Below are 22,962 nucleotides of genomic sequence, written 5' to 3'. Positions count from 1 at the left end.
CAAAATGTTCAAATGTTGAAAGGCAACGTGCCATATCTGGCCGATAATTTCATTTTTTTTTCGCTGTAGCTCTCCATCTACAGCATAATTTCAACGATTCGGGAATTTTGAATGCAGTGAAGCAACATAAATCGCCATTTTGGCATAACGCTTGCTATTTCATTGGCATTACAACCATTAACATTGAACAGGCTAGCGCGTGGCGCGAGGCTTTCTCGCTAGCACAGTTATCTAATCCGTCTTTGGCCAGAGACATAGTCAACAATTTGTAGGGATAAACTTAACTTTTAAAACATGAACAATGATTTTTTTAAGAAGGAAGTGCTGGCTCATTCGGCAGCGCTTATGCAATATGCGACTAAGTTTACAGGAAATGATGAGGACGCCCAAGATTTGGTTCAAAATACGTTATTAAAAGTTGTCCGAAACCATACAAAATTTGCCAAGGGCACCAATGTCCTTGGGTGGATTTATACGATTATGAGAAATACCTTCATTAATGATTGTCGTAAATCTACCTTAGCGCAGAAATATCGATCTTATCGACAGTCTCAAGAAAGCAAAGTCTTAACCTCTGTATCGAACCACGGGGAAAGAAGTTTTATAAAAGGTGAGATTCAGGAGGCGCTTCAAAGCTTACCCGAGAAATATTATCAAGCATTTATGATGCATTTCGAGGGTTATAAATATCAGGAGATAGCGGCATATCTGGATATTCCTGAAGGCACGGTAAAGACTAGAATTCATACTGCTCGGAAAATCCTTCAGCAAAAACTCAAAGAATATCAGTGGAATGTTTAAGGACCTTGCCTGATTCATCTTTTCATCATCCATCCGATACTCATACGTGCCCTTTGCTTCTCAAAGCCAATTAGTCCTTAAAAACTCGATTGGCCTCTTTTAGATCGGAGAGGTATGAGTAACAAGGTGAAAAAGTATTCGAAATCGTCACCAACAAAAAAGAAAGCTATGTTCTAGCTATTATGATTATATTTATATCAAATAATTATATTACCTCATTCGAGGAAAGTTAGCGTAATTAGCCAGCCTCGCCCGAGGTTGGCTAACCTTTTTCCATCGTCTTTTTATTGGTTCATCCTCGTCTTCTAGGTTATCCCTTTCCCCTGAATTTGGAAAAAGCGCACCTGGACATATGAAAAACTAATATTTGTGAAGCCCGATTCGGAATCTATCTGAGCAACCAGGTCCTGGCTTTTTATCTCAAGCAGTCCAATTACAAAAACAATATAGCAGAACATTCACCCACTGAACTCCGATGCGATGAGCTAACGCTAGGGCTGGCGAGTCTGTGGGCACTGAAGGTTCCGCTCCACAGGCAGTGACCAAAATAGCTTTCCTGGCCTGTTTATGAGATGCCGTATCCTATCTCGCAACGGGCACCCCTATCGTTTTTTTGCGATGTATTCCTTTGTTGACCATCACTCACTAATTTAGTTTTACTCAGAGTCGTTCAGAAATTAGAAGAATAGGTATGACGTTTCAAAAACTAAAGCCCGACTTGAACGAGATAAAGGGAATTGACATGGTGAGTTATCTCTCAAGTCTTGGCCACGAGCCCACACGAGTTCGTGGGGATAATTTTTGGTATCTTTCTCCTCTGCGCCTTGAAAAGGAAGCTTCTTTCAAGATCAATCGACGGTTGAACAGATGGTATGACTATGGAATGGGTCAGGGAGGAAATATAATTGATTTCGCTATGCGATACAATCAATTCACTATTGGAGAGTTTTTGGACTCTATTAACCACGCCTCGACACTCAAGCAAAGGCAGCGAGCAGAGGACCCCGCATGGAATACCCGAAGCGGACTGAGGATTGTAGAGAACCGCTCCTTGCGCCATGATGCGTTGCTTAACTACCTTCAAGAAAGGCGCATTTCAATCAGCATCGCCGACCGCTATCTTCGCGAGCTTCATTTTGAAATCGACAATAAGACATATTTCGGTTTGGGCTTTCCTAACCGTTCTGGTGGATACGAAATTCGCAACAGTTTCATGAAGATTAGTAGCTCCCCTAAAGATATTTCTACTTATATCCGGGATCATCCCAAGGTGGCAGCCTTTGAAGGCTTTATGGATTTTCTCACTTTTCGAACCTTACATCGAGATTTAGATGAGAACAGAATGGATTTCGTTGTTCTCAACTCTGCATCGTTCTTCGATCGCGCCAAACCTCTGCTGGAGCAGCACCGAAACATCTCACTTTATTTCGACCAGGATCAGACAGGCAGAAATCTGACACAGATGGCACTTGCATCTGATCAAAGGTATATGGATGAAAGCAATCTATATAAAGAGCATAAAGATCTGAATGAATGGGCCTGTTCGATCGGGCGCTCGAAGAAAGTAGCATTCGGATCATTGAAGATAAAATCATAGGCAGCCCAATTATGAAAAAAGCAAGAAAGAAGGCAGTACGTTCCTTAAGCATTCGTATTCGTCTGACGCCGCAAGAATATAGTTTGCTGACCGGAAGACAACAGGCCAGCACGTGTCCATCGCTATCCCATTATGTTCGGCAAATGATTTTCCGACGGAGAATCATAAAAACTACTCGAAATCTATCAGAGGATGCCATGATGGACGCTCTTTCAAGAATTCAACGCGAACTAGAAAGGATTGGCGTTTATAACCCAAGTCTACGCTCCATTGATGATGCAGAAATCAATGAACTAATCAAATTATTAGACGAATTAAACCAACAAATTAAACACCAATGGAGCTATGTTCGCACGAATTGAAGAAGTAACCCAGATGAGTTCAATATTGAACTATAACGAGCAAAAGGTTCTTTCTGCGAAAGCGAGCTTGATCGACTGCTGTAACTTCCCATTGCCTTTACAGCAGATTACAAGCTCGTTCTATCAATCTTACCTCAAACATAGAAACAATCTTAATTTGAGGTCGAATGTAAAGAGCCTTCATATCATGCTTTCGTTTTCCCCGGACCAGACCAATCTTTCACTGGAACAATTGCGGGAGCTCTCGCGGGAATACATGGCCTTGATAGGTTTTAGGGACCAGCCGCATCTTACCTATCAGCACATGGACACTACAGTTCCTCACCTTCATATTGTGACCACCGCAATCGAAGCTAATGGAAATCGTATAGACACCAGCAACCTGTGGAGACGGCGTTCCCTCCCTGCTGTTGAAATTTTAGCAAGGAAGTATAGCCTTAACCGCACGCCGAAAACCATTGATCTGACCCAACTGGATAAAAAGCGTCCCACTCGATTGCAGTACGGAACATCGGCGACCAGACACAGTATGGAGCACATCATCCGGTTTGTTCAAAAACAGTATTGTCTCACACATCTAGCGGAGTGGAATGCTGTTTTGGCCTCCTATGGGATTAGAGCCGTAACCTTGGCAAAAAAATCTGCAGGAGCACACCCTGGCTTGCTGTACTTCAGTATCGATTCTCAAAACAAAAATATAGGTACGGGAATCCTCGCAAGCCAACTGAAGACCAAACCTACCTATAGGAATTTAGAGCGTATTTTTATGATGAACTCTTTCCGAATTTCTGCAAGGAGCAGGGAAACGCGAATCCAACTCAAGTTGCTTCTCACCAACCGCCAGATTTCTGATCATCAGCTAAGCTCTGAACTATCCAATCGGGGTATTGGCATCTATCACGCTCCTCTTCAAGATGGAGAAAGAAAGGTTATGCTAGTGGATCATATCCACCATTGTGTGCTGAGCTCGTTGAGTCAAGGACTGACAAAAGAAGCTTATCAACAAATTGCTAGCGTGTCAAAGCGCCTGCATGGCCCGAATGACCCTTGCGACCGGAATATTACAGAGCTCAAAACTAATACGCAGAAAGCACACAGGAAACGTTTTTAGCATGAATACGGGGGAAAATATAGAGGCGCTGCGAAAAATAAGCGACATGTGCAGAGTTTTGGCGTTCTGTCTTTTGATTCTGCATATCCTTTTGGTGGTGGAAGGCAGCTTTGCTATATCTCTTCTCGACTCGCCATGGGTAGGACGTCTGAAGAATATCTTGCTACAGACTTCCCTATTCAGAACTTACCATTTTGCGAAAATACTAGCTCTTGCATTTTTGCTGTTATCATTGATAGGCACCAAAGGGAGAAAAGAGAAAAAATTCAAAGTTGGCCCCGCACTGGTCTGTATCTTAAGTGGATTCATCCTCTACCTTTTGAACTCGGTCGTTTGGTTTACTCCCTTAACGCGTCAGATGCAGTCCCTGTTTTATACCTTCACTTCGATTGCTGGATTTCTGCTACTCATCAGAGGATTTACGCAGATCACTAGAGTGATTCGACAGCGCTTGTTAGCTAAAGACATCTTTAATCGCGACAATCAAACTTTTCCACAACAAGAGGAGCTCATCGAGAATGAATATTCTATCAATTTGCCCTGCCGCTACCGTTTGAAGAACAAAGTCCGCCGGAGCTGGATCAACATCATTAATCCTTTCAGGGCGCTCTTAGTGTTAGGTAACCCAGGCGCAGGCAAGTCCTACTTCGTTATCCGCCATGTCATCTCCCAACATATAAAAAAGGGTTTTGCCATGTTCGTATATGATTTCAAATACGATGACCTGACGCAGATCGCCTACCACCACTGGAAGCTCTCCCAACAAAACAAATCTGTTAAAAGTCGTTTTTTCTGCATCAATTTCGATGATCTGCGACGCTCACATCGGTGCAACCCTTTGGAGCCTTCTGCGATGACCGATATTTCAGACGCCGCTGAATCGGCGCGAACCATTTTGTTGGGATTGAACCGAGACTGGATAAAGCGCCAAGGAGATTTCTTTATCGAATCATCGATCAACCTTTTAACCGCCGTCATATGGTATTTACGCCGATACCAGGACGGTGAATTTTGCACCTTGCCTCACGTCATAGAGCTTATGCAATTGGACTACGATAGGCTTTTCTCTCTGCTACGCACAAATAAAGAAATTGAAGTGTTGATCAACCCCTTTGTGAATGCGTATATTAACAATGTAATGGAACAGCTGGAGGGACAAGTCGCATCGGCAAAGATTGCCCTTGCCAGGCTTTCCTCGCCCCAGCTCTACTTCGTGCTATCGGGCAATGACTTTAACTTGGATATCAACAACCCAATGGACCCCAAGATCGTGTGTATGGGCAACAATCCTCAGAAGATTCAAATCTATGGCGCAGTGCTATCGTTATACGTCAATCGTCTTATCAAGCAGGTCAATCGAAAGGGGATGCAGAAGTGCAGCTTGATTTTCGATGAATTTCCGACGATCTACCTCAATAATATCGACAGTTTAATTGCTACAGCGCGAAGTAATCGAGTAGCCACTTGTCTAGGCGTTCAAGACATTAGCCAGCTGCGAAAAGATTATGGCCGAGACCTTGCCGACGTCATCATGAACATCGTGGGAAACGTTATTAGTGGCCAGGTTTCAGGCGAGACTGCTCGTCAATTATCCGAAAGAGTGGGAAAGATTATGCAGAATAGGGAAAGCATATCGATCAATGATTCGGGAACTTCTATCAGTCATTCTCAACAGCTCGACCTGGCAGTTCCTGCATCTACAATATCATCTCTTTCCTCAGGAGAATTTGTAGGTGTGGTCGCCGACGAGCCGCAAACCCCTATAGAATTGAAAAGCTTCCATGCGCAAATTCTGAACGACCACAGTGCCTTGAAAGCTGAAGAGTCAGCATATGAGCCGATTCAATTGATCAACCCTATCGATGATTCTTTCGTAAAAGAAAACTATTTACAGATAAAAAAGGACGTTTCTGAAATAGCATTCTCTGAAATCGAACGATTACTCTCCGACCCCGAATTGCAGCATTTAGTACTTAGTAAGACGAAATGATTATCTGATGGAATAGACCACTAGCTGGCGCACGCAGAGTAAGGCAATCGAGCTCTGTTGATCCAGCCCTTATGAGATATTTCATCTGAATCTAAATCCATAAACTACCGATCCTCAGGGTTACAAATTACAACAGGCCGGATAAGTTGCGCCCTCCCTGCGGAGAACGTCACAAACCTTAGGTTATAATAGCTACGGCTCCTCTGTCATTTGAGTAATCTTTAGGGATCAACAAACCGTCTTCTTTTTAGGACAGAATTTATCGATTGTCGCCATATTGTAATTGTCTGATTTTTCCCTTCGGACTAATTTTTTTTCCATTTTCTTTAAGCTAGATAACCAAATATTAATTGTAACCGGAAAATAGGTCGATTGTAAATTTTGCATTGAAGTTGCAAGAATATTTCAAAATAACTATTAAACATTCACCATAACAACTAATATCATGAAAAGCATAGAAGAAAAAGCAGCAAATTTAGGATTAGAGAGAGGCTACTATTTACTCCTTATGGCCATTCTGGAAATGGATGAAGATGAAAAAAGTAAAGATGCGGCGTAGCCTACAGATCTACGCTCGCCTAACTATCCATGGGTTCTATTTATTGCCAACATAACAAGCAACACGTAGAGCCCTTTATTTTTTGTTGTGTAAAACGCATAAAATTTGCTTATTCTCCAGCACAATAAAATAAATGTAATTGAAATGGTACAACTGTAACGTTTAGCTGCGATACAAGGAAAGGTAAATCGGTATGTTTCCAATTGATTTACCGGATTTCTATTGAGACGCGAAAGGGCTTAGAACCATTAATATTCACAATCTGCTTGACGTTACCAAGTGGACTATGTTATACAAGAAAAAAACAACCACGCCCTTAAAGGTAATGGTTAAGATATTCCCAACATTGTTTATGAAAACATCGCAAACACATCCATTCTATATAGTGCTGTAGTAAATATACGTGATCGTATTACACGTTGAGCTAAATTTTATATTTTCACCAAAAAACGCCTACATGTAGGTATATGAACAACGTTGTTGGCCCCGACTGCAGAACCTAAATGCTTTATACAGAATTGAAGAAATCAACAAACGCCGTGACACTTTTCAGAACATACTAAAAGCGGTAAACGCACAGATAGATACTTACAGCGTCTAGCGACAGGATGTACAAATCCTAAATTAGAATTAGGCAAGTATTCATTTTGATGAACCGCCGGCTATAAGATCCTTCATTTAATCCTTTTTTGGCTATTATTGATTTCTGCCGAATTTCAACTGAAAATTTAAGTTGAATCACACCAATTGTTCATAAGTTTGTTTACAGATATAAAAAACCTATGAAAAAAACTTTGACATTCAAGCGTTATGTTACCCTAGAACAAGCGACTGATATCCAGTTAACTGCCAACTATATTTTAGAAATCGAAGACATTTTGCGTAAGATTGAAGAAGTCAAGGAATTTACATACAAAGGCTATTCTGACGAAAATTTTAGGAACCAGGTTTTGCTACGAATAAAGTTCGAGGTTGATTGGCGCTAAATCAACATTTCAGGAAAAAATCTTTTCACTTGAGATAAAAACGTTTATTTCTTCAAGGAGGTCAACGCGGCTTTAGCTTTCACAGACAATACTTCTCTACATGCTCTTATCACCGACATGGTGATGCAACAAGACAATGGTTGGGACGTATAGCTCAAGTTAGGGCCTCGCCGAACAGGCGCATATTAAAGTAGCATCAAATTATATTCCGGAAATTGAGGGTATGCTGAGCACTATAGAGTCGGAGCGCCGGTAAATGCTCGGAATATCAAAGAGCGTTATTCCCATGAACGACCATCTATCACTGATATGCTCCTATTTCTTGTGTCTTATTTTCAAATTATATTGAATCCATCATGGAACAGCTGCGGGGTCTACTAACCGACTCATCACCTCGGAAACCAACATATTTCAGTAATCTTTGATTTTTTCGATCATTTGGTTTAATTTATCAATTACTAGATTTTTATCCTTTTGTTCAGGATAGTACGACTTTACGCGAATGGATGAGGGGGAGAGCGTTGTCCTATTTTCTGTTGCGATATAGGGGATCATCGTGTTATAAACCATATTCAATGAACGAGATTCCACCATTTTTACTTCATCAGCTGCGCGTAATACAATTGCTAATTGATCGCCCGACAATCTGCATATGATTTTCTTGAACAGCGGCACAGGTGATTTGGGAACGTCGCGTTTTTGAATCAAGCCGACCGAAGGTGCTTCATAGAGATATTTGAGTTCCGCTTCTATCCAATTCACAAGATGCTTCTTTACAACCATACCGTACATGTCGTATGTGGTCTTGCGGCGAGCAGGCAGACGTGCCAACAACCTTTTGTAATCGAGGAATACAGTTATACGCTGATTACACTGGCTCATTTGACTGACCTCTTTGCTTACTTTTTCCAAAAAATAATTCACGATACCGTCGGCATTGAAATTCAGGTAAATTACAAATCGCTCGACTGCCGCAAATGTTCCGACTCTCCTTTGCCAATCCCAAGTTGCCCCTAACTTGAAAACGAAAAAGCAATAAGCGTGATTATAGTTGCGGCTTAAGAGGTTATCTCCAGGTATTGATAGGATATTTACACATCCATCCAAAATTTTTTCAGTTAAAGCGTGATGGGGAAGCTGCTTAACGGTTTGAGAAATATCATCGAAGATAGATAATAGCATCTGCTGGACAGCCGAATATCTAAATAGCGATTCGTTCATTGAAAAATGCTTCTCAAAAAATTCGATAAAATCAACGAACATGTCTATCATAAAAGCATATTCTTTATTAAAGGATGAGATCTCAATGGGACAACTAGATCTCATCACGCCCAGGCGCTCAGCGGGGTGACGTGCTTGCTGATAAAAAATGAAATAACCTTCATTCAAGGGGAGGTCAGTATCGGTTACAGATTTCTTGTTTTCCAATTCTTTTTTTACTAAAGCAATGGAATCTTCTAGGACCGGCACTCGGCTTTGCACCCATCCTATGAAGTCCTCTATGGGATATTTCTGATGCATAAACTCTTGCATAATTACTTCTATACAGATTAGCGTGCTGAATCGTTTGAGGTTCATAATCAATCGTCTTTATGTTCTTCAATAGAGATATTATAGAGAGTAGGGAAGCGTGATCACGCGGCCAGCAATTGCAGCCGCGCTAAATATTATTGCTGTTCAGGAACGTCTTGAGTTCGGGATGTTTGGCCAGCTCCCCTACAGGGATTAGCTTTTCCACATAATTCAATCGAATTTGGTTGTGGCTGTATGAATGGAAGTAATACACATTGAACAGCCTACCTTTACCGCATTTGATGAACCAGCGGCTGGGCAATTTGTCCATAATATGTTCAAACGTGCTGTTGGATATTAAAGGGTCTTTCCCATTGTTCAAATAGATGCACACGCTGTTCCCTGCCTTCTCCACGTGAGTAATATTGATAAAGCGCACGATGGTCCGTACATATCGATATGGGCCTTTTACATTGAAGTAATCATCATAATGCTGGAGTGAATCTCGGTCGCTCAGCTCTGGCAAATCACTTTTCATTTCTGCATCCAAACGCGAGAGTGCTATTTTCAAGCGGATGGGTGAGACTGGTTTTAGCAAAACATCCACCACATTCCTTTGATATCCTTGATCTTCATACTGCGGGTAGGCAGTGTACAAAATCGTCTTAAAGTTCAATTTCGGAAGCGATTCTAGGAATTCAAAGCCAGACATGCCCCCCAGCTGAACGTCCAGTATTAACAAGTCTATCGGATTAACGCGCATATATGTTAGTGCTCTTTTTGGGTCGGTAAAAGACTTGGTGACGTTGACATATTCTACATCTTTCATCATCTCAAGTAATCGCTCTATGCTCGCTTGCTGGTCATCGAGGATAATTGCTGTCCATTGTTTCATGTTTTGCTTAATTTAATGATCCACATTTGTATATACTAATCTCAGCAGAGTAACCTTGCGAAGTAAAGCCATGCACGAACTTGTGCCCGCTTCCGAATGTCATTTCTAATCGTCTCGAAAGATTACTCAGGCCAAGGCCGTGGCTGGCAAGCCCCTTGCGTACGGCGGGTATGGGGTTTCGGACATGTATTTCAACGCTATCTGGGGCTGGCTGAATAACGATCTCGACGGGCTTATCGGAGCAGTGTGCGTCACCATGCTTCAATGCATTCATAACCAAAGTCATAAGCGTCGTAGGAGGAAGCATCAGTGCGTGAACCGCGTCGGAAACCTGCCATGAAATATTTAGGGGGACATGGCTGACAAAGTTTTCGATCTGTACATACTGCCGGACCATTTCGATTTCTTCAACCAGAAGGACCGTCCTCGGAGCATCAGGGTGACTAGATTCCATAAAATAATGAATCAAGCTATACATCTGATCCATTTGATCGGCCAGTACGGGATGTGAGGCCTTGATTTGATATGCCCAAGACTGGAATACATTCACCAGCAGATGTGGAGGGACCTGTTGCGCTAAACTTGCATATTCATATTCCTGCCTTAGCTTCTGTTCATCGAGGCGCAGTTGCATCTCTTTGTTCATTTCAATAACGGTTCTGAGGCGGCTGTTGTATTGGAAGCCTAGGATCGCAAGAAAAGTAAAATGTCCGATGAGTATAAGATAGCTTTGCAGAAAAAGTATGGGATTGAAATCTTTGTTTTTCACCAGATATTTTCCATAGACAACTCCCAGACCATGGTAATCGTGATTAATAGCAAACAAAAGATACGCGACAAGGCTGTATATAATTAGTATCCAAGTCACTGTTTTAATGTATAGTTTCCTAGCAAAAAAATTGTCAAGGATGTAAGAAAGAGAGTAAAAGATTAACGCAAAAATCGGGATGGAAAGCAAAACGGTCAAGAAGCTGAGATTTGGATTACCCATCTTGTTAATCAGAAAGAAGTAAAAAGTATAACTTACCCAAAACCAGATATGCTGTTTAATCATCATGTCACACTTAAGTTTATAAAAAGCTCCAGAGGCTGAAGAAATAGCCGATTTTAACTAATCTACTAACAAAAATTTGTGCTAAAAAATTATTTTCGACAAACTTTCATATTGTGTCTTATCAATTTGATGCGATCGGTAGGTAAATTTGTCCAACAACATATATTCATTTTTAGCTTGCAAGGGAATTATTCTGTAGTCAGAATTCCAATTCAATAATTCAGACCGCGGGTGATAATAACGATGAAGATACCTCCAAGTCTCCCATAGGTGAGGAAATTTTACCAGATCTTTTTCAAACGATCGGTACAGATTACCGAGGCATTGATCATGAAAAACTTTGCGATTTTTAATGGTTTCGTTAGGAATTTCATATAGCTTAAGTGGTTGCCACTTGTGGGGGTCCAAAGAATGCTCTATAATCTTCGTAATTGGAAGGTTGAATAGGGAAGCAATATTGATATAGCCCGAGCGGACTCTTATTGACCCTTCCAACAATTTTACCTCGGCAAGATTTTTATTGGGATGATCAATACTTCCGAAAGCACCATCAGCGAAGACAAAAATATGAAATCCCATTTTCACAAATCGTCTTAGAGCAAAAAAAATCTTTGGATCTTCCGCTTCCTGAAAGCACAATTTTCCTTCTAGCGGTATCCGCTCTACTAACTTCGCATATATAGTTCTGTATTCCTGTAGGACACTTCGGGATACAATGAGACATACCGATATCCCCGCGATCATTAAGCGAAGTGGTATCCATTGATAAACTCCTAGATGAAAGGAGACCCACATTCTGGGAGCGGGTTGCAGCAAGTTCAGAACCTTTATTTCCTCTCTATCTTGATTCGCCCATTTTTGCAAAGGCGCGGCTCTTCTTCGGTAGCTATATTGGTGATAATTTGAAAACAGTTGGAATTGTTCCCTAAAATCGAAAATCCCTAAGATATGTTGAAAACTAGCGGACATAAAGGCAAATGTTTTCCATTTCTCAGCATCACTCCTTAAGGACCATAAATCGTGTAACCCCATTTTACTACTTTGTAAGCGCGAACGTAATTTTACTTGGAATCAACAGAAAACAGCCAAAAATCTCACAGCGTGCGCGAAACTACACGCTGCGAGCTGATTAAAAGGGAAATACGATATTGCATTTCCGATCTTCCGGATCTGGTTCATCTTCGATAAACTTCACTCTCTCTTCGCCTGAAAGCGGCAAATTCGAAAGCATTCCAAAGACCGATTCCATTTCTGTAGATGTCATAATACGTATCGAAAAGTTAATAAATACTCCGATCTCGCATCGGAATAGCGGCTTCTGGCCATGAAGACTTACAATCGATTGATTCAAATTTGTTCCATAAGAACCAAAATTCAAAATCTCTTTTACTAAGAGGCCATATTGTTCAAGCGAAAGGAGGTTTGTCACGTTTTTAGACACATAAAGCGGCTTCGCGTATACATAATGGTGCTTCAGGAAGGTTTGTAAAAATCATCGCCAGATAAATAGCAAATTAGGCAAACAAAAAACCAATAGGATTATGAACCAGATCACTCCCCTGAATAAAGACCTGAAGTTCTTCGTTGAATTTTGGAACGAGTCCTGCGTATTATCGGGCTACCAGGTGTCATGGATAAAATCACAATGCAAGGTGTTGCTAACCAAAAGGCATCAAATCCTATCCAATACAGTAAATAAGTCCCATTATTTTTATTTCGTTTCGCGCGGCCTTTTAGCGCATATCGAATATCTCCCTTCCGGCAAGCGCAAAATCTTCAACCTGGCTTATGCTGGAATGGCTCTTTCCACTACGGTAAATCTTTACAGCCAGAAACGTATTTCCGGCGACCTGGTATCACTTCGTTCTGGAGCAGTTATCGCCATTCCCTACTCCTCCATTTTAGCCTGTAGTTCTGAAGATGCGGCTATAAACGAGTTGATGTCGAGACTGATTCAACAACAATTACAGTTTCTGCATAGGCTTCGGATCGTATGCTGGAGCTTACGCCCATCAGAACGATATCAGCTATTTATTAAACTGCTATCCGAAGTCGATATTCGAATCAGTCAGTTCGAACAAGCCGATCTGTTAGGCATTTCCCGATCCTGCATTCAGCAACAAAAAAGGAAACTTCTGTTTCAAAAGTAAGCCCCTAAAAGCATTCGATTCGACCAAGAGAACATTCGAAATACAATGATCTAACCCTATCCTAACGGTTCTTTCGACTCTCAAAACAAATATACCGTCGCGTCCATCTTATAATAGCTCTCCTTATGCGCGCCGTTTTCAGGCTAAGGAAAAAAATCTTTTAGTAGCCTAATACGAATGGATCTGGAACAGTCCCCTTCTGAATGACATAATGCTTAAAATCGAATGTTATACAGAATCCTAAGTAGCTAAAAAAGCTCCACAATGATACGCTCTTTTTCCCTCAAAGAGTGACGAGATTTGAACTGTTGGGCAGTGCCTAGAAAAGGATCAGCATGACTGATCTCCAATTTGAGCTTAGCAATCGAAAGCATATGAAACGCATGTTAAACATATCTCACATCTACAGAATGATTATCATACTTCTATTGGCTCTTTGGTTACCCGTCACCATTGATAAGATATTAGATTTTTCGGCATTCAAATCTGGAATCCTTAACCAACCATTTCCTGATCTTCTCGGATATATCCTTATCTATCTCCTTCCTGTTCTGGAAATAGCAACGGTAGCCACTCTGGTCGTATCGAGATTCCAAAAGCTTGGATTGACCATGTCGATCTCATTACTAACAGCGTTCAGCACGTACATAGCTATAGCTTTACTGGGTACCTGGGAGCAATTACCCTGTGGATGCGGATCCGTTATAAACGGCATGAACTGGATGCAGCACCTGATTCTCAACCTTACCTTTTTGATACTCAGTGTATGGGGACTATACTTATGGAAAAAACAGCGTGGCAGTAAAGTCGGAGACGATACAGTCGCGGGCGGGTCGGCCAAAAGACGGTTATAAAAATATTTGTTCATTCAAAATTTAAAAAGATGAAAAAATTAAAAGTAAATGTATTATCGATTGCGGCATTAGCGATCGGAGTATTAACGATGTCTTTTAAGATGGTTGAAAAAATCACTCATGATGAGGAAATGGTATGGCGTTATACCCCTTCGACGCCAGCCGGGCATAACAACCCAGCAAATTATGTCCCCGCCAATGGAAGCGAAAACTGTCCCAATGAGTCGGATGTTCGCTGTACGTTGGAAGCGCCTGATAATGGAAGCGGACAACCAGATCTTTCACAAGCTACCAACATTACATTTAAAGCGAGGTAGTTAGCCATTAAAAAGCGGAACTTCGCGTTCCGCTTTTTCTTACAACTAACGTGGATTCTGCTGAATCCCGGTCATTTCAATGACGGCAGATGGAATGGGAAATACATACCTATTATCGTTAGGCGATAATACATACTCCTTATCTTCTATCTTCTTCTTCAGAGTCACAGCGAATCTAGGCTCTTTATTCAAGCGCTTTAAATCAGACCATCTCAGTCCCCTAAATACTAATTCTTTTCTTCGCTCATCCAAAATTATTTTTAAGGCATCAACCTCTGTCATTGTGGAATAGGGAATGTAAGATTCTGCTTTCCATCGTTTTGATAGTAGAGCATCCAAATCTTGTAGTCCTTTCTCGGTTTGACCTAGGCGGGCATAACATTCCGCCCTTATCAGAAACAGTTCGTCAGTCGCCAATCCGTTAAACAGTCCATCATCACCATTGTAACCTGATTTGTAACTGAAAGTCCCGTCGCCATTACTAATAAAAAACAACGTCCTTCGAAGATCATCGTGGTGGTAAGACGCAAACAACTCAGGATCGATTTTAGGCACCGGTGGATAAGGCAAAAAGTTCCAAAGCCGCACATGATAGATTACCTCTTCATTAAATATGGCAAATGGATTTTCGGCTGTCGTGTCTAACGTATTATAATTTATGAGCTGGCTATGTGAAGCCAGCGCCTCACTTGCAGAAGCTCGCGCTAGTTCATACCGACCTATGTTTAGATAAATCCTGGCTAAAAAAGCGTGTGCAGCAGTTTTTGTGGGCCTAGTTTTTAATGTAGTTGTTTCATTCAACAGAACTACTGCCTCTTGCATATCCTTTATGATTTGCTCGTAACATTCCGCAACCGTAGCGCGTTTGACCGGGATATTAAAATCCGAGGATAGCCTTAAAGGGATACCAAGATCAGATTTTGATGTTGTGTTATCCCATGCTTTTGCAAAAATTTGCAGCAAACTATATAAGGCGTAAGATCGGTAAAATAAAGCCTGTCCTTGCACATCGGCGATCTCCCGTTGTGTCCCCTGCTTGATTTCCCCATTGGCAATCGCGTCTAGAATAACGTTAGCGTTGTAAACGGCTACATACGGCAAAGACCAGTCGTTTCGTTCCATGTCATTAAATACATGATCTCCCCAAATATAACTCTGCCGATGCGATTGCCAGCTAAGTGATTGCCAGTCTTCGGTAAGCAAATAAAAATCACCAGCGGCGAACTCACCCGATGTAGGATGGGCCGTTATAAATACACTCGTATTGTTCAATAAAGCCTGAGCGTCTTTTACCGATGACAGGACAACCAATTTCTTATTTGGCTTTTCATCCAAAAATTTTTCACAACTCACGAAAAAAACACAGCATATTACGGCCACTATGTATAAGATTCTTCTTTTCATATCTTGTAGTAATTTTGATTTAAAATGTCGCTCTACAGCCTAAGGATATAGTTACCGGCAGTGGATAGCCTCCTGAATAATAATCTGGATCTAAGTCCGCCTTGTTAGCTCGCCATATCATTCCAAGGTTGTTCAGATAAGCGTAGATCTGTAACTGTTTAATATATTTCCCGGTTTTGTTATCGCCCAAACGATATGACATGTTGATATCTTGCAGCCTCAAATGATCGCCTTTCTCTACAAGTACAGTCGAATTGTTGTAAAAAGCGTCCCTCGCGGAGTTTGCCGGATAAGGTAAAGACGGGACATTTGTACTTTTCTCATCGCCAGGATTCTGCCAACGTTTTAGGTAGTCAGCATGGCCGCCCCTCCAGTTTGCGTATAGCGCCAGATAATCAATGCTACTTCTTCGGAAATAATATCCTCCTTTTAACGTCATCGTAAACGAAAGGGAGAAATCCTTGTAGAAGAATGTATTGCGTAAGGAACCAAACACGGTAGGCACAGCCGAACCGTGAAAAACTAGTGAGGACGGCGATCCAGATGTTATAGCGTAATAATCCTTGCTTATTTCACCATCAAGATAACCTTGGGGATCGCCATTCTGGGGATCCAGTCCCGCCCAAGGATAACTATAGATGCCGTAAACCGGCTTACCCTTAAAGGGAGAAACCAGAAGTCCATATCCTACATAATTAGCCGCCAGAGATGAACTTGACATTTCGTAATTAGTGACCTGGTTGGTGGTATAATTCAAGATCGCATCTGTTCGCCATTTAAACTGGCGCTCTATAATACGTCCATGCAGCACCAAATCTAACCCATTCCCTTTCATTTGCGCTACGTTACCCTTATATAGAAACTCAGCAGTTGGAGATATAACACCTGTGGTAGGATCAATCGGGGCTTGTCCGATCAGATCTATTCCCTTTCTCGCATAATAGTCTATACTACCTGAAAATCGATTGTTTTTAAAGCCGAAGTCAATTCCTAGGTTTAACATTCCTGATTTTTCCCAGCGTAATTCGGGATTTCCGGGGCTGAAAACGTAGGCATAATCAAGCCCGGTAAGATAGGTATTGCTGGCAGACCGCAAGGTTGTAAGCGCCGACAGCGTATTGTCGACATTACCATTGTAACCATACGTCGCTCGGAATTTGAGCACTGGCAACATGTCAAGCCTGTAGAAGTCCTCTTTATGCACTTGCCAGCTTAAACCTGACGACCACAGCGGTACCCCTTTCTGGTTGGTCGCAACACCAAATAAGTTAGAGGCATCTTTGCGCAGACTTGCCGATAACGTGTACCTATCTTTTAACGTATAAGCGGCATTTCCATAATAGGAAGTAAACCTAAATAGAACATCTTCAAAATTAGTATTATTCGGTATGCGCAACATTCCACGCAGATTGTTGTAAGTTGGAAGGAGGTCCGCATAGTTTACACTTCCGAATGTTAGAAGCTCGCCATTGTAACCATAAGTACGGTTTCTATTGGAAGTGGTATGGGTTTGTCGAATCTCCATACCCACGATTGCCGAAAGTTCATGTATTGCATGCCAGGTTTTGTTATAGTTTAGCTGCCCTCTTCCAACATGGGATTTCAAGTTTGATTGCCCTAAATCGAGAAACCCACCTGTGGGAACACGGTAGTTTATTACCGATCCATCCTGATAACTGAAAAGATTAACCCAATTGCGCGCAGGGAAACTATTAGGAACGGCATAGTTTCGGTCGTTCCCCGATTGCTGTTGATACTGATATCGTGCTTCCACCCCAAATCCATTGGAGAGTTTATATTGGATCCCCGCATTCAAACGGATATCGTTTTGTTGTGACGTATTATCTGCGAGATTCAGTTCTTCCAAAGGTCTGTATTGCCAATCAAGAAGTTTATCAGAGCCGACCGTATCAACATAAGCCAGACGATATTCATAAGGTATCGCTAATGGGTTTCCATTTGCGTCAGCTAGGGAAGCATATGGGTAAAATCCCTTCGGAGCGGAATTAATCATTTGAAGGCCCATATTATTATTTTGGCTATTGATTTGGGTGAAAACGATGCCAGCTTGGAGGTATAATCCTTCCAAGGGATTGAAGTTATTTTCCGATCGGAGCGTTAACCTATCCAAGCCATTACGCTTTAGGTTCTCCTGGTTCTTATCCCATCCAGCCGATAGCATGTAATTGTACTTATTTGAACCGCCGCTATAGCTCAATGCATACTGCTGATTGAGATTTGACTGATAATAATATTTACTCAGGTCATTGCGAACATCAACCTTCTTAAACGATTCAATTTGTTCATTCACTTCTTTGGAAGACAAGCTCCCGTTTCTTAGCTGCGAAAGAAGTTCAACGACCGGGGAAACCACGGGTTTTCTTACGTTGTTTAAGGTTGCATTGTAGTAGCCCTTATGAAAAAGATACAACTCCAAATCAATAAAATCAGCTGCGCTCAACATCGGAGCATAGAAAAGATTGGGCTTAGCTCCATAGGTTAGATTAGCAGAGAAATCGACGGAAGAGGGCCTATTGTATTTCCCTTTTTTGGTGGTTATTACAATTACGCCGTTGGCGGCTCGTACGCCCCAAATGGAAGCTGCCGCCGCATCTTTAAGAAACGTAATATTGTCAACATCATTGGGATTGATATTATCAATGTCCCCCTCGTAGGGGAAATTATCCAATATAATCAGTGGGGATGCATTTCCCATAATGGTGCTGCGCCCTCTTATCGATAAGCTTTTACCGCTTGACCTATTGTTGAAATTAAGGCTGCTGACTCCTTCTAAGCGACTGAGAATGTCCGTACTAACACTGCGGTTGATTAACTCCTGGTTTAGGGTTTCAAATGAGCCAGTTGCTCTCTCCTTAGGTAGGCTTTGGTATCCTGTATTAACGACGACTTCTTCAATCTTTGTTGCCCCCGCTTTTTTTAGTGTTACCACAATAAATAGCGGACTCGTATTTTTTATACTCACTCTTTGTTCGTGGTAACCTAGGTGGCTGACCAGAAGGGTATCCACATTTGAGATGAGATCAATCGTAAAGTTAGCGTCACCTTTAGAAATTACGGAGCCTTGTTTTCCCATCAACCGAACACTGCTACTCGTTAATGGACGATTGTCTTCATCCACGACTGCTAACGAAATTGTGCGCCGCGGGGTGGTTTGTGCAACACCGAGTGTTACGTAAAAGGATAAAATGGTAAAAATAATGTATTTCATACACATCGTTTCGTTAAATTCTTAGTTATCACTGATAATGAAAAACTCAATCTCTCGATTCCCTTTTTCCAAAGAAATACCCTGATTGCGAAGCGCTTCCTGAAGCGGTTTTAAGTTTTGGATGTCCGGTTGTGGAAACTTTAAATCAAGTGTTCCTCGGTAACTCATTTCGTCAACTACCGCTAGAGGCAGAATTTCATTAAGGTAGCCGGATAAGAAGTCAATTGTCTGGTTTTGAATATATTTTTCTTCATTTTGCTCACCGAACAGGTTATCTTTTCTTTCTCCGCCTTTAGAGAAAGCATGTTTGAGCGTGGGAAGAGCCGTCAGTACGTAGCAATCAATTAAACGCCTCTCGAAACGTGCACTCAAGCCAAAGAAATGTTGAAGATCGACCCCCACTCGTTCCCTTACTTTGTCGGGCGCGTTTAAAGGTGTAATTAATTCGTAAGTGAACAAATGGTTTTTGGAAGTCTGACCGTCTTTCGTGGTAACAAAAAGCGCTCGTTTCGCAGAATCTTTTATTTCATACTCAATACGTTCTTTAGGGAAGCTTTGAAGCTTTTGATACGCAATCGAGTATAATGTCAAGGCGCGGCAGTTGATACCATAAATCCGGGAAGTGTGGTTAATTGTATCGGATATTACTGCAGAAATAGATTGGAATAAGCCTGGAATCGGTTCTGAAAATAACGATCGATATTTAATAGAATTACCCTCTCCGCCATTCCCATCTATAAACAAAGGCTTCTTATGATCAAAATCTAATAGTTCTATTTTATTTGGAACGTCCAAGTTCCTACCCCCGATTACTGTCTTAATATTCGCTTTGTTAACGGGCTCGGCCCCTGTGATGGCCTCGATTATTCCCTCTTGATTCACCCATATATAATGGGGAATATATTTATGAGGAAAGTACTCTTGTAATATCGAGCTGTTTACTACCGTGGGCAGTTGCCATCGTCTTTCCTTAATAAATGCCTCAGCCTTTTGCACGTTGTCATTGGTGATAGGTATAATAACGACTTCATTAGGTAATTCTCTTTGAATAGTATCTAAATTCTGTAAAGAAGTGATACATCCTGGACACCACGTAGCCCAGAAATCAAGGATAATGGGTTTATTTTTATAGTCAGCTAATCTGATTGTTTGTTTGCCTTCGGGGTGGTTTATTACGGTCAATGAAAGATTCCACAGGTCTTCAGGAAGGGCATCTCCGACTTTCAGTTCAAGCACACCTGGACGCAAAGCACTGGTCCCGTCTTGGGACCAGGCTTCGACGTAACTAAACAAACTGAAACAAAGAGTAAGCATTGCCATGCAAAGATTTGAACGCTTTTTGAGACCGATATAATAACCCCGCAGCAAGAAAATATGGGTCATAGATAAATATGTCTTGATTAAGTTTTTCATAGAAAAGGTGTTGAGATAAGGATTATGGAAAATAGAAATCCAACTTATTGAATAAGGGTCATATTATTCTAAGCAGGAAAACATTTAACGGGATGTGACATAATGGTCACATGTCCTACTCGGGAGGAGAGATCAGGAGATTATAGGTATGCATAAAACATACCCTACCATAGATAATTAAACAAGAAAGGCCACTCCCTTGCGCCATGGTTGGGCGTGAGAAACTACGCGACCTAGAATCAAGGGAGGCCTTTCCAGAATATCTATTAGGAATGTATAAGTTTATAATTCGCATTCACATTGGTTTTAGGTTTCTCACGCCTACCAAATGAATGAACTGCAAATATAAAAAAAATACGCTAAAGTTGCAAGATCTTATAACACATAATTTGTTATTATTTGCTTTATTCCGTTTTAAAATGAATATAGAGAGAGATTTTGAACGGTTAAAAGAAATTGGGAAGTTCCTCAGACGTACACGTCAGGGGTGCGGATTGAGTCAAGATCAATTAGCTTCGCGGTGCGATTTAACTAAGAGCAACATCAGCAATATCGAGAATGGCAATAAGGATTTTAATTTTTCTACGTTTCTTGAGTATGCTAAAGGATTAAATAAGCATCCGAAAGAGCTTCTAGACAACGATTTTGCCTTTTTGAAGGCATGGAATTAGTTAATGCTGTTTAGTTTTTTAAGCGAATATTTAATAGTTAGGACTTTTAGTATCTGAATTTTTTCTAGAATAGATTTAACATCAGCTTTATTCACATAAAAATCTTGCTTATAACGAGCATCAATATAGCTTTTCTGTAAAATTTCGAACAATTCCTCTTCTTTAGAAGAACTTTCTGGATACAGAAAAATCTTATTTATCTCTTCGGAGATTTCTTTAGTATAATTTCGGTATTCCTTGATACTATGAGTTTTTGGTTTATAGCCATTGTATATTAAGCCCAATCCTGCATAGAATTTTTCAGCGGTTTGATGTAATAAGAACAGTACCTCGTTCATCGCTAAATCCTCTTCCAATGATATATCAAACGCGACCTCTGCAATACGCAGCAGCCTAACGCCACTTTCAATCCAGTTATTATAATAACATAATGCCTGTTCTCTCTGTTCTTCAATAGACAAAGCACGGGATTTTACAAAATCAAACGATTTTGTATCGAACAATAAGATACCACTTTCAATTATAGATTTAAAGAAATATTGGCCTCTTTCTAAACCGTAGTTTATATGTTTTAAGTCATGCACCAATGGATTAACTGGATGTCGAGAACTTCTAGTTCGATTTTCGATTCTGTTCTTTATTTCTAATTCTAAAAGTTTTGAGTCACGTGTTACAACCAGAAAATCAAAATCGCTACGATATGTATATGTAGCACCGTTTTCAACATACTCATCGTCCACCCAATCTCCCCTCGCAAAGCTCCCGAACAAAATGACCTTCTCAGGCACTGCGACTTCTTTAATTATTTCTAAAATTTTAAGAATATCGTTTTGCTTATCAATCGGTAAGTGGCTTAACTCTTCCATACATTAAAGATAATAAAAATAAGAGCTAGATAAAATTCCGATACAATAAATATGACGAGTCATCTAGCCAACTTTACCACCATTATTGAGAATTCTAATTTTTATCTCAAAACGGAATATAGAGATAGATCTAACTTTATCTGTCTGTGCCGAGCAAAAGAAATCAGAATTCACCTTTGGGTCTTTTCTTTAACATCCTCTAACTGATGTTCTATTGCTAACCCGTATACTTAAAAAGAAGTACGAACTTATTGCCGCATTTAAAACGGTCACGCGCTACCATGTAACCCTCCCTATTTTCGGACTGGCATCCAGGCGAGTTTTCAAATTTAAAAATAGTTGTTATCAATAGGTCAATCTTTTTTAAAGTTGACCTATTGATAACATGCCGCCGGCAGGGCATCGTATTCCATTGGTGTCTTTCCTCCCAATGACTCATGTGGTCTTCTGTAGTTGTAATCCTGAATCCATTCTTCTGCAAGTATCTGTACTTGCTGTGTATCTTCAAAGAGGTAGGCATCAAGGATACTTTCCCGAAACGTGCGGTTGAAACGTTCAATGTAACCGTTTTGCATCGGCCTGCCTGGTTGAATGTACTGTATATCTATTTCTTTGCCAGCACACCAATCTCGAAATTCCCTACTGATAAATTCAGGGCCGTTATCCGTACGGAAACGTGAAGGTTTTCCCTGCTCTTTTATGATGCGTTCCAATAGATAGGTTACTTTGTTTGCTGGCATACCGTGCGCAACCTCAATAGCGATGGCCTGTCTATTAAAATCATCAATGATATTCAGGGTCCTGAACTTGCGCTTATTGGTCAGTACATCGCTCATGAAGTCCAGAGACCATGTTTTAAGCGGCCTTTCTGGAATCGATAACGGTTGCTTTACCCGGGCTGGAAGTCGTCTCCTGACCTTTCTGCGACGGTTCATCCCCAAGAGTTGATACACCCTGCGGATTCGTTTGTAGTTCCACTTCAGTCCCTCGTGTCGGATACGTGAATAGTAAAGGTCCTGTCCTTCGGTTGGATACCGATCGGCCAGCTCTCGGAGCTTCGCTATCGTTTCGCTGTCGTCCTTCCTGTTCCTGTAATAATACATCGACTTGGGCAGGTTGACAACCTTGCAGGCCCTGCTGATGCTGATCTGGTGCATAGAAATAACATAAGCAGCCATATCCTTGCGCTGG

At 41.2% G+C, this 22,962-nt stretch carries 19 protein-coding genes; 10 read left to right on the top strand and 9 right to left on the bottom strand.

What is annotated here, in order from left to right; translation table 11 throughout:
- Positions 1-294: 294 nt before the first annotated feature.
- From DSM08_RS01090 to DSM08_RS01065, 6 genes are all read left to right on the top strand, one after another.
- Positions 295-801, top strand: a complete 507-nt coding sequence (locus DSM08_RS01090) for an RNA polymerase sigma factor (RefSeq protein ID WP_149524407.1) — start codon at positions 295-297, stop codon at positions 799-801.
- Positions 802-1,492: 691 nt separating this feature from the next.
- On the top strand, positions 1,493-2,398 hold the full coding sequence (locus DSM08_RS01085) for a toprim domain-containing protein (RefSeq protein ID WP_149524406.1): 906 nt from the start codon (positions 1,493-1,495) through the stop codon (positions 2,396-2,398).
- Between the two features lie 11 nt (positions 2,399-2,409).
- Entirely contained in the window at positions 2,410-2,760 is a 351-nt protein-coding gene (locus DSM08_RS01080; protein ID WP_149524405.1) for a plasmid mobilization protein, read from the top strand.
- 13 nt (positions 2,761-2,773) lie between these two features.
- Positions 2,774-3,871, top strand: a complete 1,098-nt coding sequence (locus DSM08_RS01075; protein ID WP_187773936.1) for a relaxase/mobilization nuclease domain-containing protein — start codon at positions 2,774-2,776, stop codon at positions 3,869-3,871.
- Position 3,872: 1 nt separating this feature from the next.
- Positions 3,873-5,861: a conjugal transfer protein MobC gene (gene mobC / locus DSM08_RS01070; protein ID WP_149524403.1), complete on the top strand. Its 1,989-nt coding sequence runs from the start codon at positions 3,873-3,875 to the stop codon at positions 5,859-5,861.
- Between the two features lie 1,341 nt (positions 5,862-7,202).
- On the top strand, positions 7,203-7,406 hold the full coding sequence (locus DSM08_RS01065) for a hypothetical protein (protein WP_149524402.1): 204 nt from the start codon (positions 7,203-7,205) through the stop codon (positions 7,404-7,406).
- A 411-nt stretch (positions 7,407-7,817) separates the two neighbouring features.
- On the opposite strand, the gene DSM08_RS01060 is transcribed toward DSM08_RS01065, so the two are convergent.
- The 4 genes from DSM08_RS01060 to DSM08_RS18975 form a co-directional block, all read right to left on the bottom strand.
- Positions 7,818-8,939: a hypothetical protein gene (locus DSM08_RS01060; RefSeq protein ID WP_149524401.1), complete on the bottom strand. Its 1,122-nt coding sequence runs from the start codon at positions 8,937-8,939 to the stop codon at positions 7,818-7,820.
- 127 nt (positions 8,940-9,066) lie between these two features.
- Complete coding sequence (locus DSM08_RS01055; protein WP_149524400.1) at positions 9,067-9,813, bottom strand: LytR/AlgR family response regulator transcription factor; 747 nt, start codon at positions 9,811-9,813, stop codon at positions 9,067-9,069.
- A gap of 7 nt (positions 9,814-9,820) precedes the next feature.
- Positions 9,821-10,804 carry a histidine kinase gene (locus DSM08_RS01050; protein WP_187773935.1) on the bottom strand — a complete coding sequence of 328 codons (984 nt, stop codon included), beginning with the start codon at positions 10,802-10,804 and terminating at the stop codon, positions 9,821-9,823.
- A 1,192-nt stretch (positions 10,805-11,996) separates the two neighbouring features.
- Positions 11,997-12,296, bottom strand: a complete 300-nt coding sequence (locus DSM08_RS18975) for a hypothetical protein (RefSeq protein WP_187773934.1) — start codon at positions 12,294-12,296, stop codon at positions 11,997-11,999.
- Positions 12,297-12,408: 112 nt separating this feature from the next.
- Here DSM08_RS18975 and DSM08_RS01045 point away from each other — a divergent pair, with 112 nt between their 5' ends.
- The 3 genes from DSM08_RS01045 to DSM08_RS01035 all read left to right on the top strand — a co-directional run bounded on the left by DSM08_RS01045 (position 12,409) and on the right by DSM08_RS01035 (position 14,188).
- Positions 12,409-13,017 carry a Crp/Fnr family transcriptional regulator gene (locus DSM08_RS01045; RefSeq protein ID WP_149524398.1) on the top strand — a complete coding sequence of 203 codons (609 nt, stop codon included), beginning with the start codon at positions 12,409-12,411 and terminating at the stop codon, positions 13,015-13,017.
- Between the two features lie 335 nt (positions 13,018-13,352).
- The gene (locus DSM08_RS01040; protein ID WP_317131793.1) at positions 13,353-13,871 is read left to right on the top strand and encodes a MauE/DoxX family redox-associated membrane protein; all 519 of its coding nucleotides are present in this window, start codon (positions 13,353-13,355) and stop codon (positions 13,869-13,871) included.
- 29 nt (positions 13,872-13,900) lie between these two features.
- A complete protein-coding gene (locus tag DSM08_RS01035; protein WP_149524396.1) occupies positions 13,901-14,188 on the top strand; it encodes a hypothetical protein in 288 nt (95 codons plus the stop codon).
- A gap of 45 nt (positions 14,189-14,233) precedes the next feature.
- On the opposite strand, the gene DSM08_RS01030 is transcribed toward DSM08_RS01035, so the two are convergent.
- The 3 genes from DSM08_RS01030 to DSM08_RS01020 form a co-directional block, all read right to left on the bottom strand.
- Positions 14,234-15,541: a RagB/SusD family nutrient uptake outer membrane protein gene (locus DSM08_RS01030; protein WP_187773933.1), complete on the bottom strand. Its 1,308-nt coding sequence runs from the start codon at positions 15,539-15,541 to the stop codon at positions 14,234-14,236.
- Positions 15,542-15,611: 70 nt separating this feature from the next.
- Positions 15,612-18,821, bottom strand: coding sequence for a SusC/RagA family TonB-linked outer membrane protein (locus DSM08_RS01025; RefSeq protein ID WP_187773932.1), 3,210 nt, complete (start codon positions 18,819-18,821; stop codon positions 15,612-15,614).
- Between the two features lie 21 nt (positions 18,822-18,842).
- On the bottom strand, positions 18,843-20,234 hold the full coding sequence (locus DSM08_RS01020) for a TlpA family protein disulfide reductase (RefSeq protein ID WP_149524393.1): 1,392 nt from the start codon (positions 20,232-20,234) through the stop codon (positions 18,843-18,845).
- A gap of 419 nt (positions 20,235-20,653) precedes the next feature.
- Here DSM08_RS01020 and DSM08_RS01015 point away from each other — a divergent pair, with 419 nt between their 5' ends.
- Positions 20,654-20,905 carry a helix-turn-helix domain-containing protein gene (locus tag DSM08_RS01015; RefSeq protein ID WP_149524392.1) on the top strand — a complete coding sequence of 84 codons (252 nt, stop codon included), beginning with the start codon at positions 20,654-20,656 and terminating at the stop codon, positions 20,903-20,905.
- Here DSM08_RS01015 and DSM08_RS01010 read toward each other — a convergent pair.
- Together DSM08_RS01010 and DSM08_RS01005 are read right to left on the bottom strand one after the other, a co-directional pair.
- Positions 20,902-21,771, bottom strand: coding sequence for a HEPN domain-containing protein (locus DSM08_RS01010; RefSeq protein ID WP_149524391.1), 870 nt, complete (start codon positions 21,769-21,771; stop codon positions 20,902-20,904). The genes DSM08_RS01015 and DSM08_RS01010 overlap by 4 nt on opposite strands.
- 374 nt (positions 21,772-22,145) lie before the next feature.
- Positions 22,146-22,949: an IS3 family transposase gene (locus tag DSM08_RS01005; protein WP_223110848.1), complete on the bottom strand. Its 804-nt coding sequence runs from the start codon at positions 22,947-22,949 to the stop codon at positions 22,146-22,148.
- Positions 22,950-22,962: the final 13 nt, after the last annotated feature.

Source organism: Sphingobacterium hotanense (assembly GCF_008274825.1).
In the GTDB taxonomy this organism is placed as follows: Bacteria; Bacteroidota; Bacteroidia; order Sphingobacteriales; family Sphingobacteriaceae; genus Sphingobacterium; species Sphingobacterium hotanense.
Note: the sequence above shows the minus strand (reverse complement) of the source record. Positions and strands in the feature narration are given on the sequence as shown.

Coding starts and splice junctions, on each gene's coding strand:
- DSM08_RS01085 (WP_149524406.1), top strand. CDS start 1,493: ATGACGTTTCAAAAACTAAAGCCCGACTTGAACGAGATAAAGGGAATT.
- DSM08_RS01090 (WP_149524407.1), top strand. CDS start 295: ATGAACAATGATTTTTTTAAGAAGGAAGTGCTGGCTCATTCGGCAGCG.
- DSM08_RS01020 (WP_149524393.1), bottom strand. CDS start 20,234: ATGAAAAACTTAATCAAGACATATTTATCTATGACCCATATTTTCTTG.
- mobC (WP_149524403.1), top strand. CDS start 3,873: ATGAATACGGGGGAAAATATAGAGGCGCTGCGAAAAATAAGCGACATG.
- DSM08_RS01015 (WP_149524392.1), top strand. CDS start 20,654: ATGAATATAGAGAGAGATTTTGAACGGTTAAAAGAAATTGGGAAGTTC.
- DSM08_RS01010 (WP_149524391.1), bottom strand. CDS start 21,771: ATGGAAGAGTTAAGCCACTTACCGATTGATAAGCAAAACGATATTCTT.
- DSM08_RS01065 (WP_149524402.1), top strand. CDS start 7,203: ATGAAAAAAACTTTGACATTCAAGCGTTATGTTACCCTAGAACAAGCG.
- DSM08_RS01075 (WP_187773936.1), top strand. CDS start 2,774: ATGAGTTCAATATTGAACTATAACGAGCAAAAGGTTCTTTCTGCGAAA.
- DSM08_RS01060 (WP_149524401.1), bottom strand. CDS start 8,939: ATGCAAGAGTTTATGCATCAGAAATATCCCATAGAGGACTTCATAGGA.
- DSM08_RS01040 (WP_317131793.1), top strand. CDS start 13,353: ATGACTGATCTCCAATTTGAGCTTAGCAATCGAAAGCATATGAAACGC.
- DSM08_RS01005 (WP_223110848.1), bottom strand. CDS start 22,949: ATGGCTGCTTATGTTATTTCTATGCACCAGATCAGCATCAGCAGGGCC.
- DSM08_RS01080 (WP_149524405.1), top strand. CDS start 2,410: ATGAAAAAAGCAAGAAAGAAGGCAGTACGTTCCTTAAGCATTCGTATT.
- DSM08_RS01025 (WP_187773932.1), bottom strand. CDS start 18,821: ATGAAATACATTATTTTTACCATTTTATCCTTTTACGTAACACTCGGT.
- DSM08_RS01055 (WP_149524400.1), bottom strand. CDS start 9,813: ATGAAACAATGGACAGCAATTATCCTCGATGACCAGCAAGCGAGCATA.
- DSM08_RS01050 (WP_187773935.1), bottom strand. CDS start 10,804: ATGGGTAATCCAAATCTCAGCTTCTTGACCGTTTTGCTTTCCATCCCG.
- DSM08_RS01035 (WP_149524396.1), top strand. CDS start 13,901: ATGAAAAAATTAAAAGTAAATGTATTATCGATTGCGGCATTAGCGATC.
- DSM08_RS01045 (WP_149524398.1), top strand. CDS start 12,409: ATGAACCAGATCACTCCCCTGAATAAAGACCTGAAGTTCTTCGTTGAA.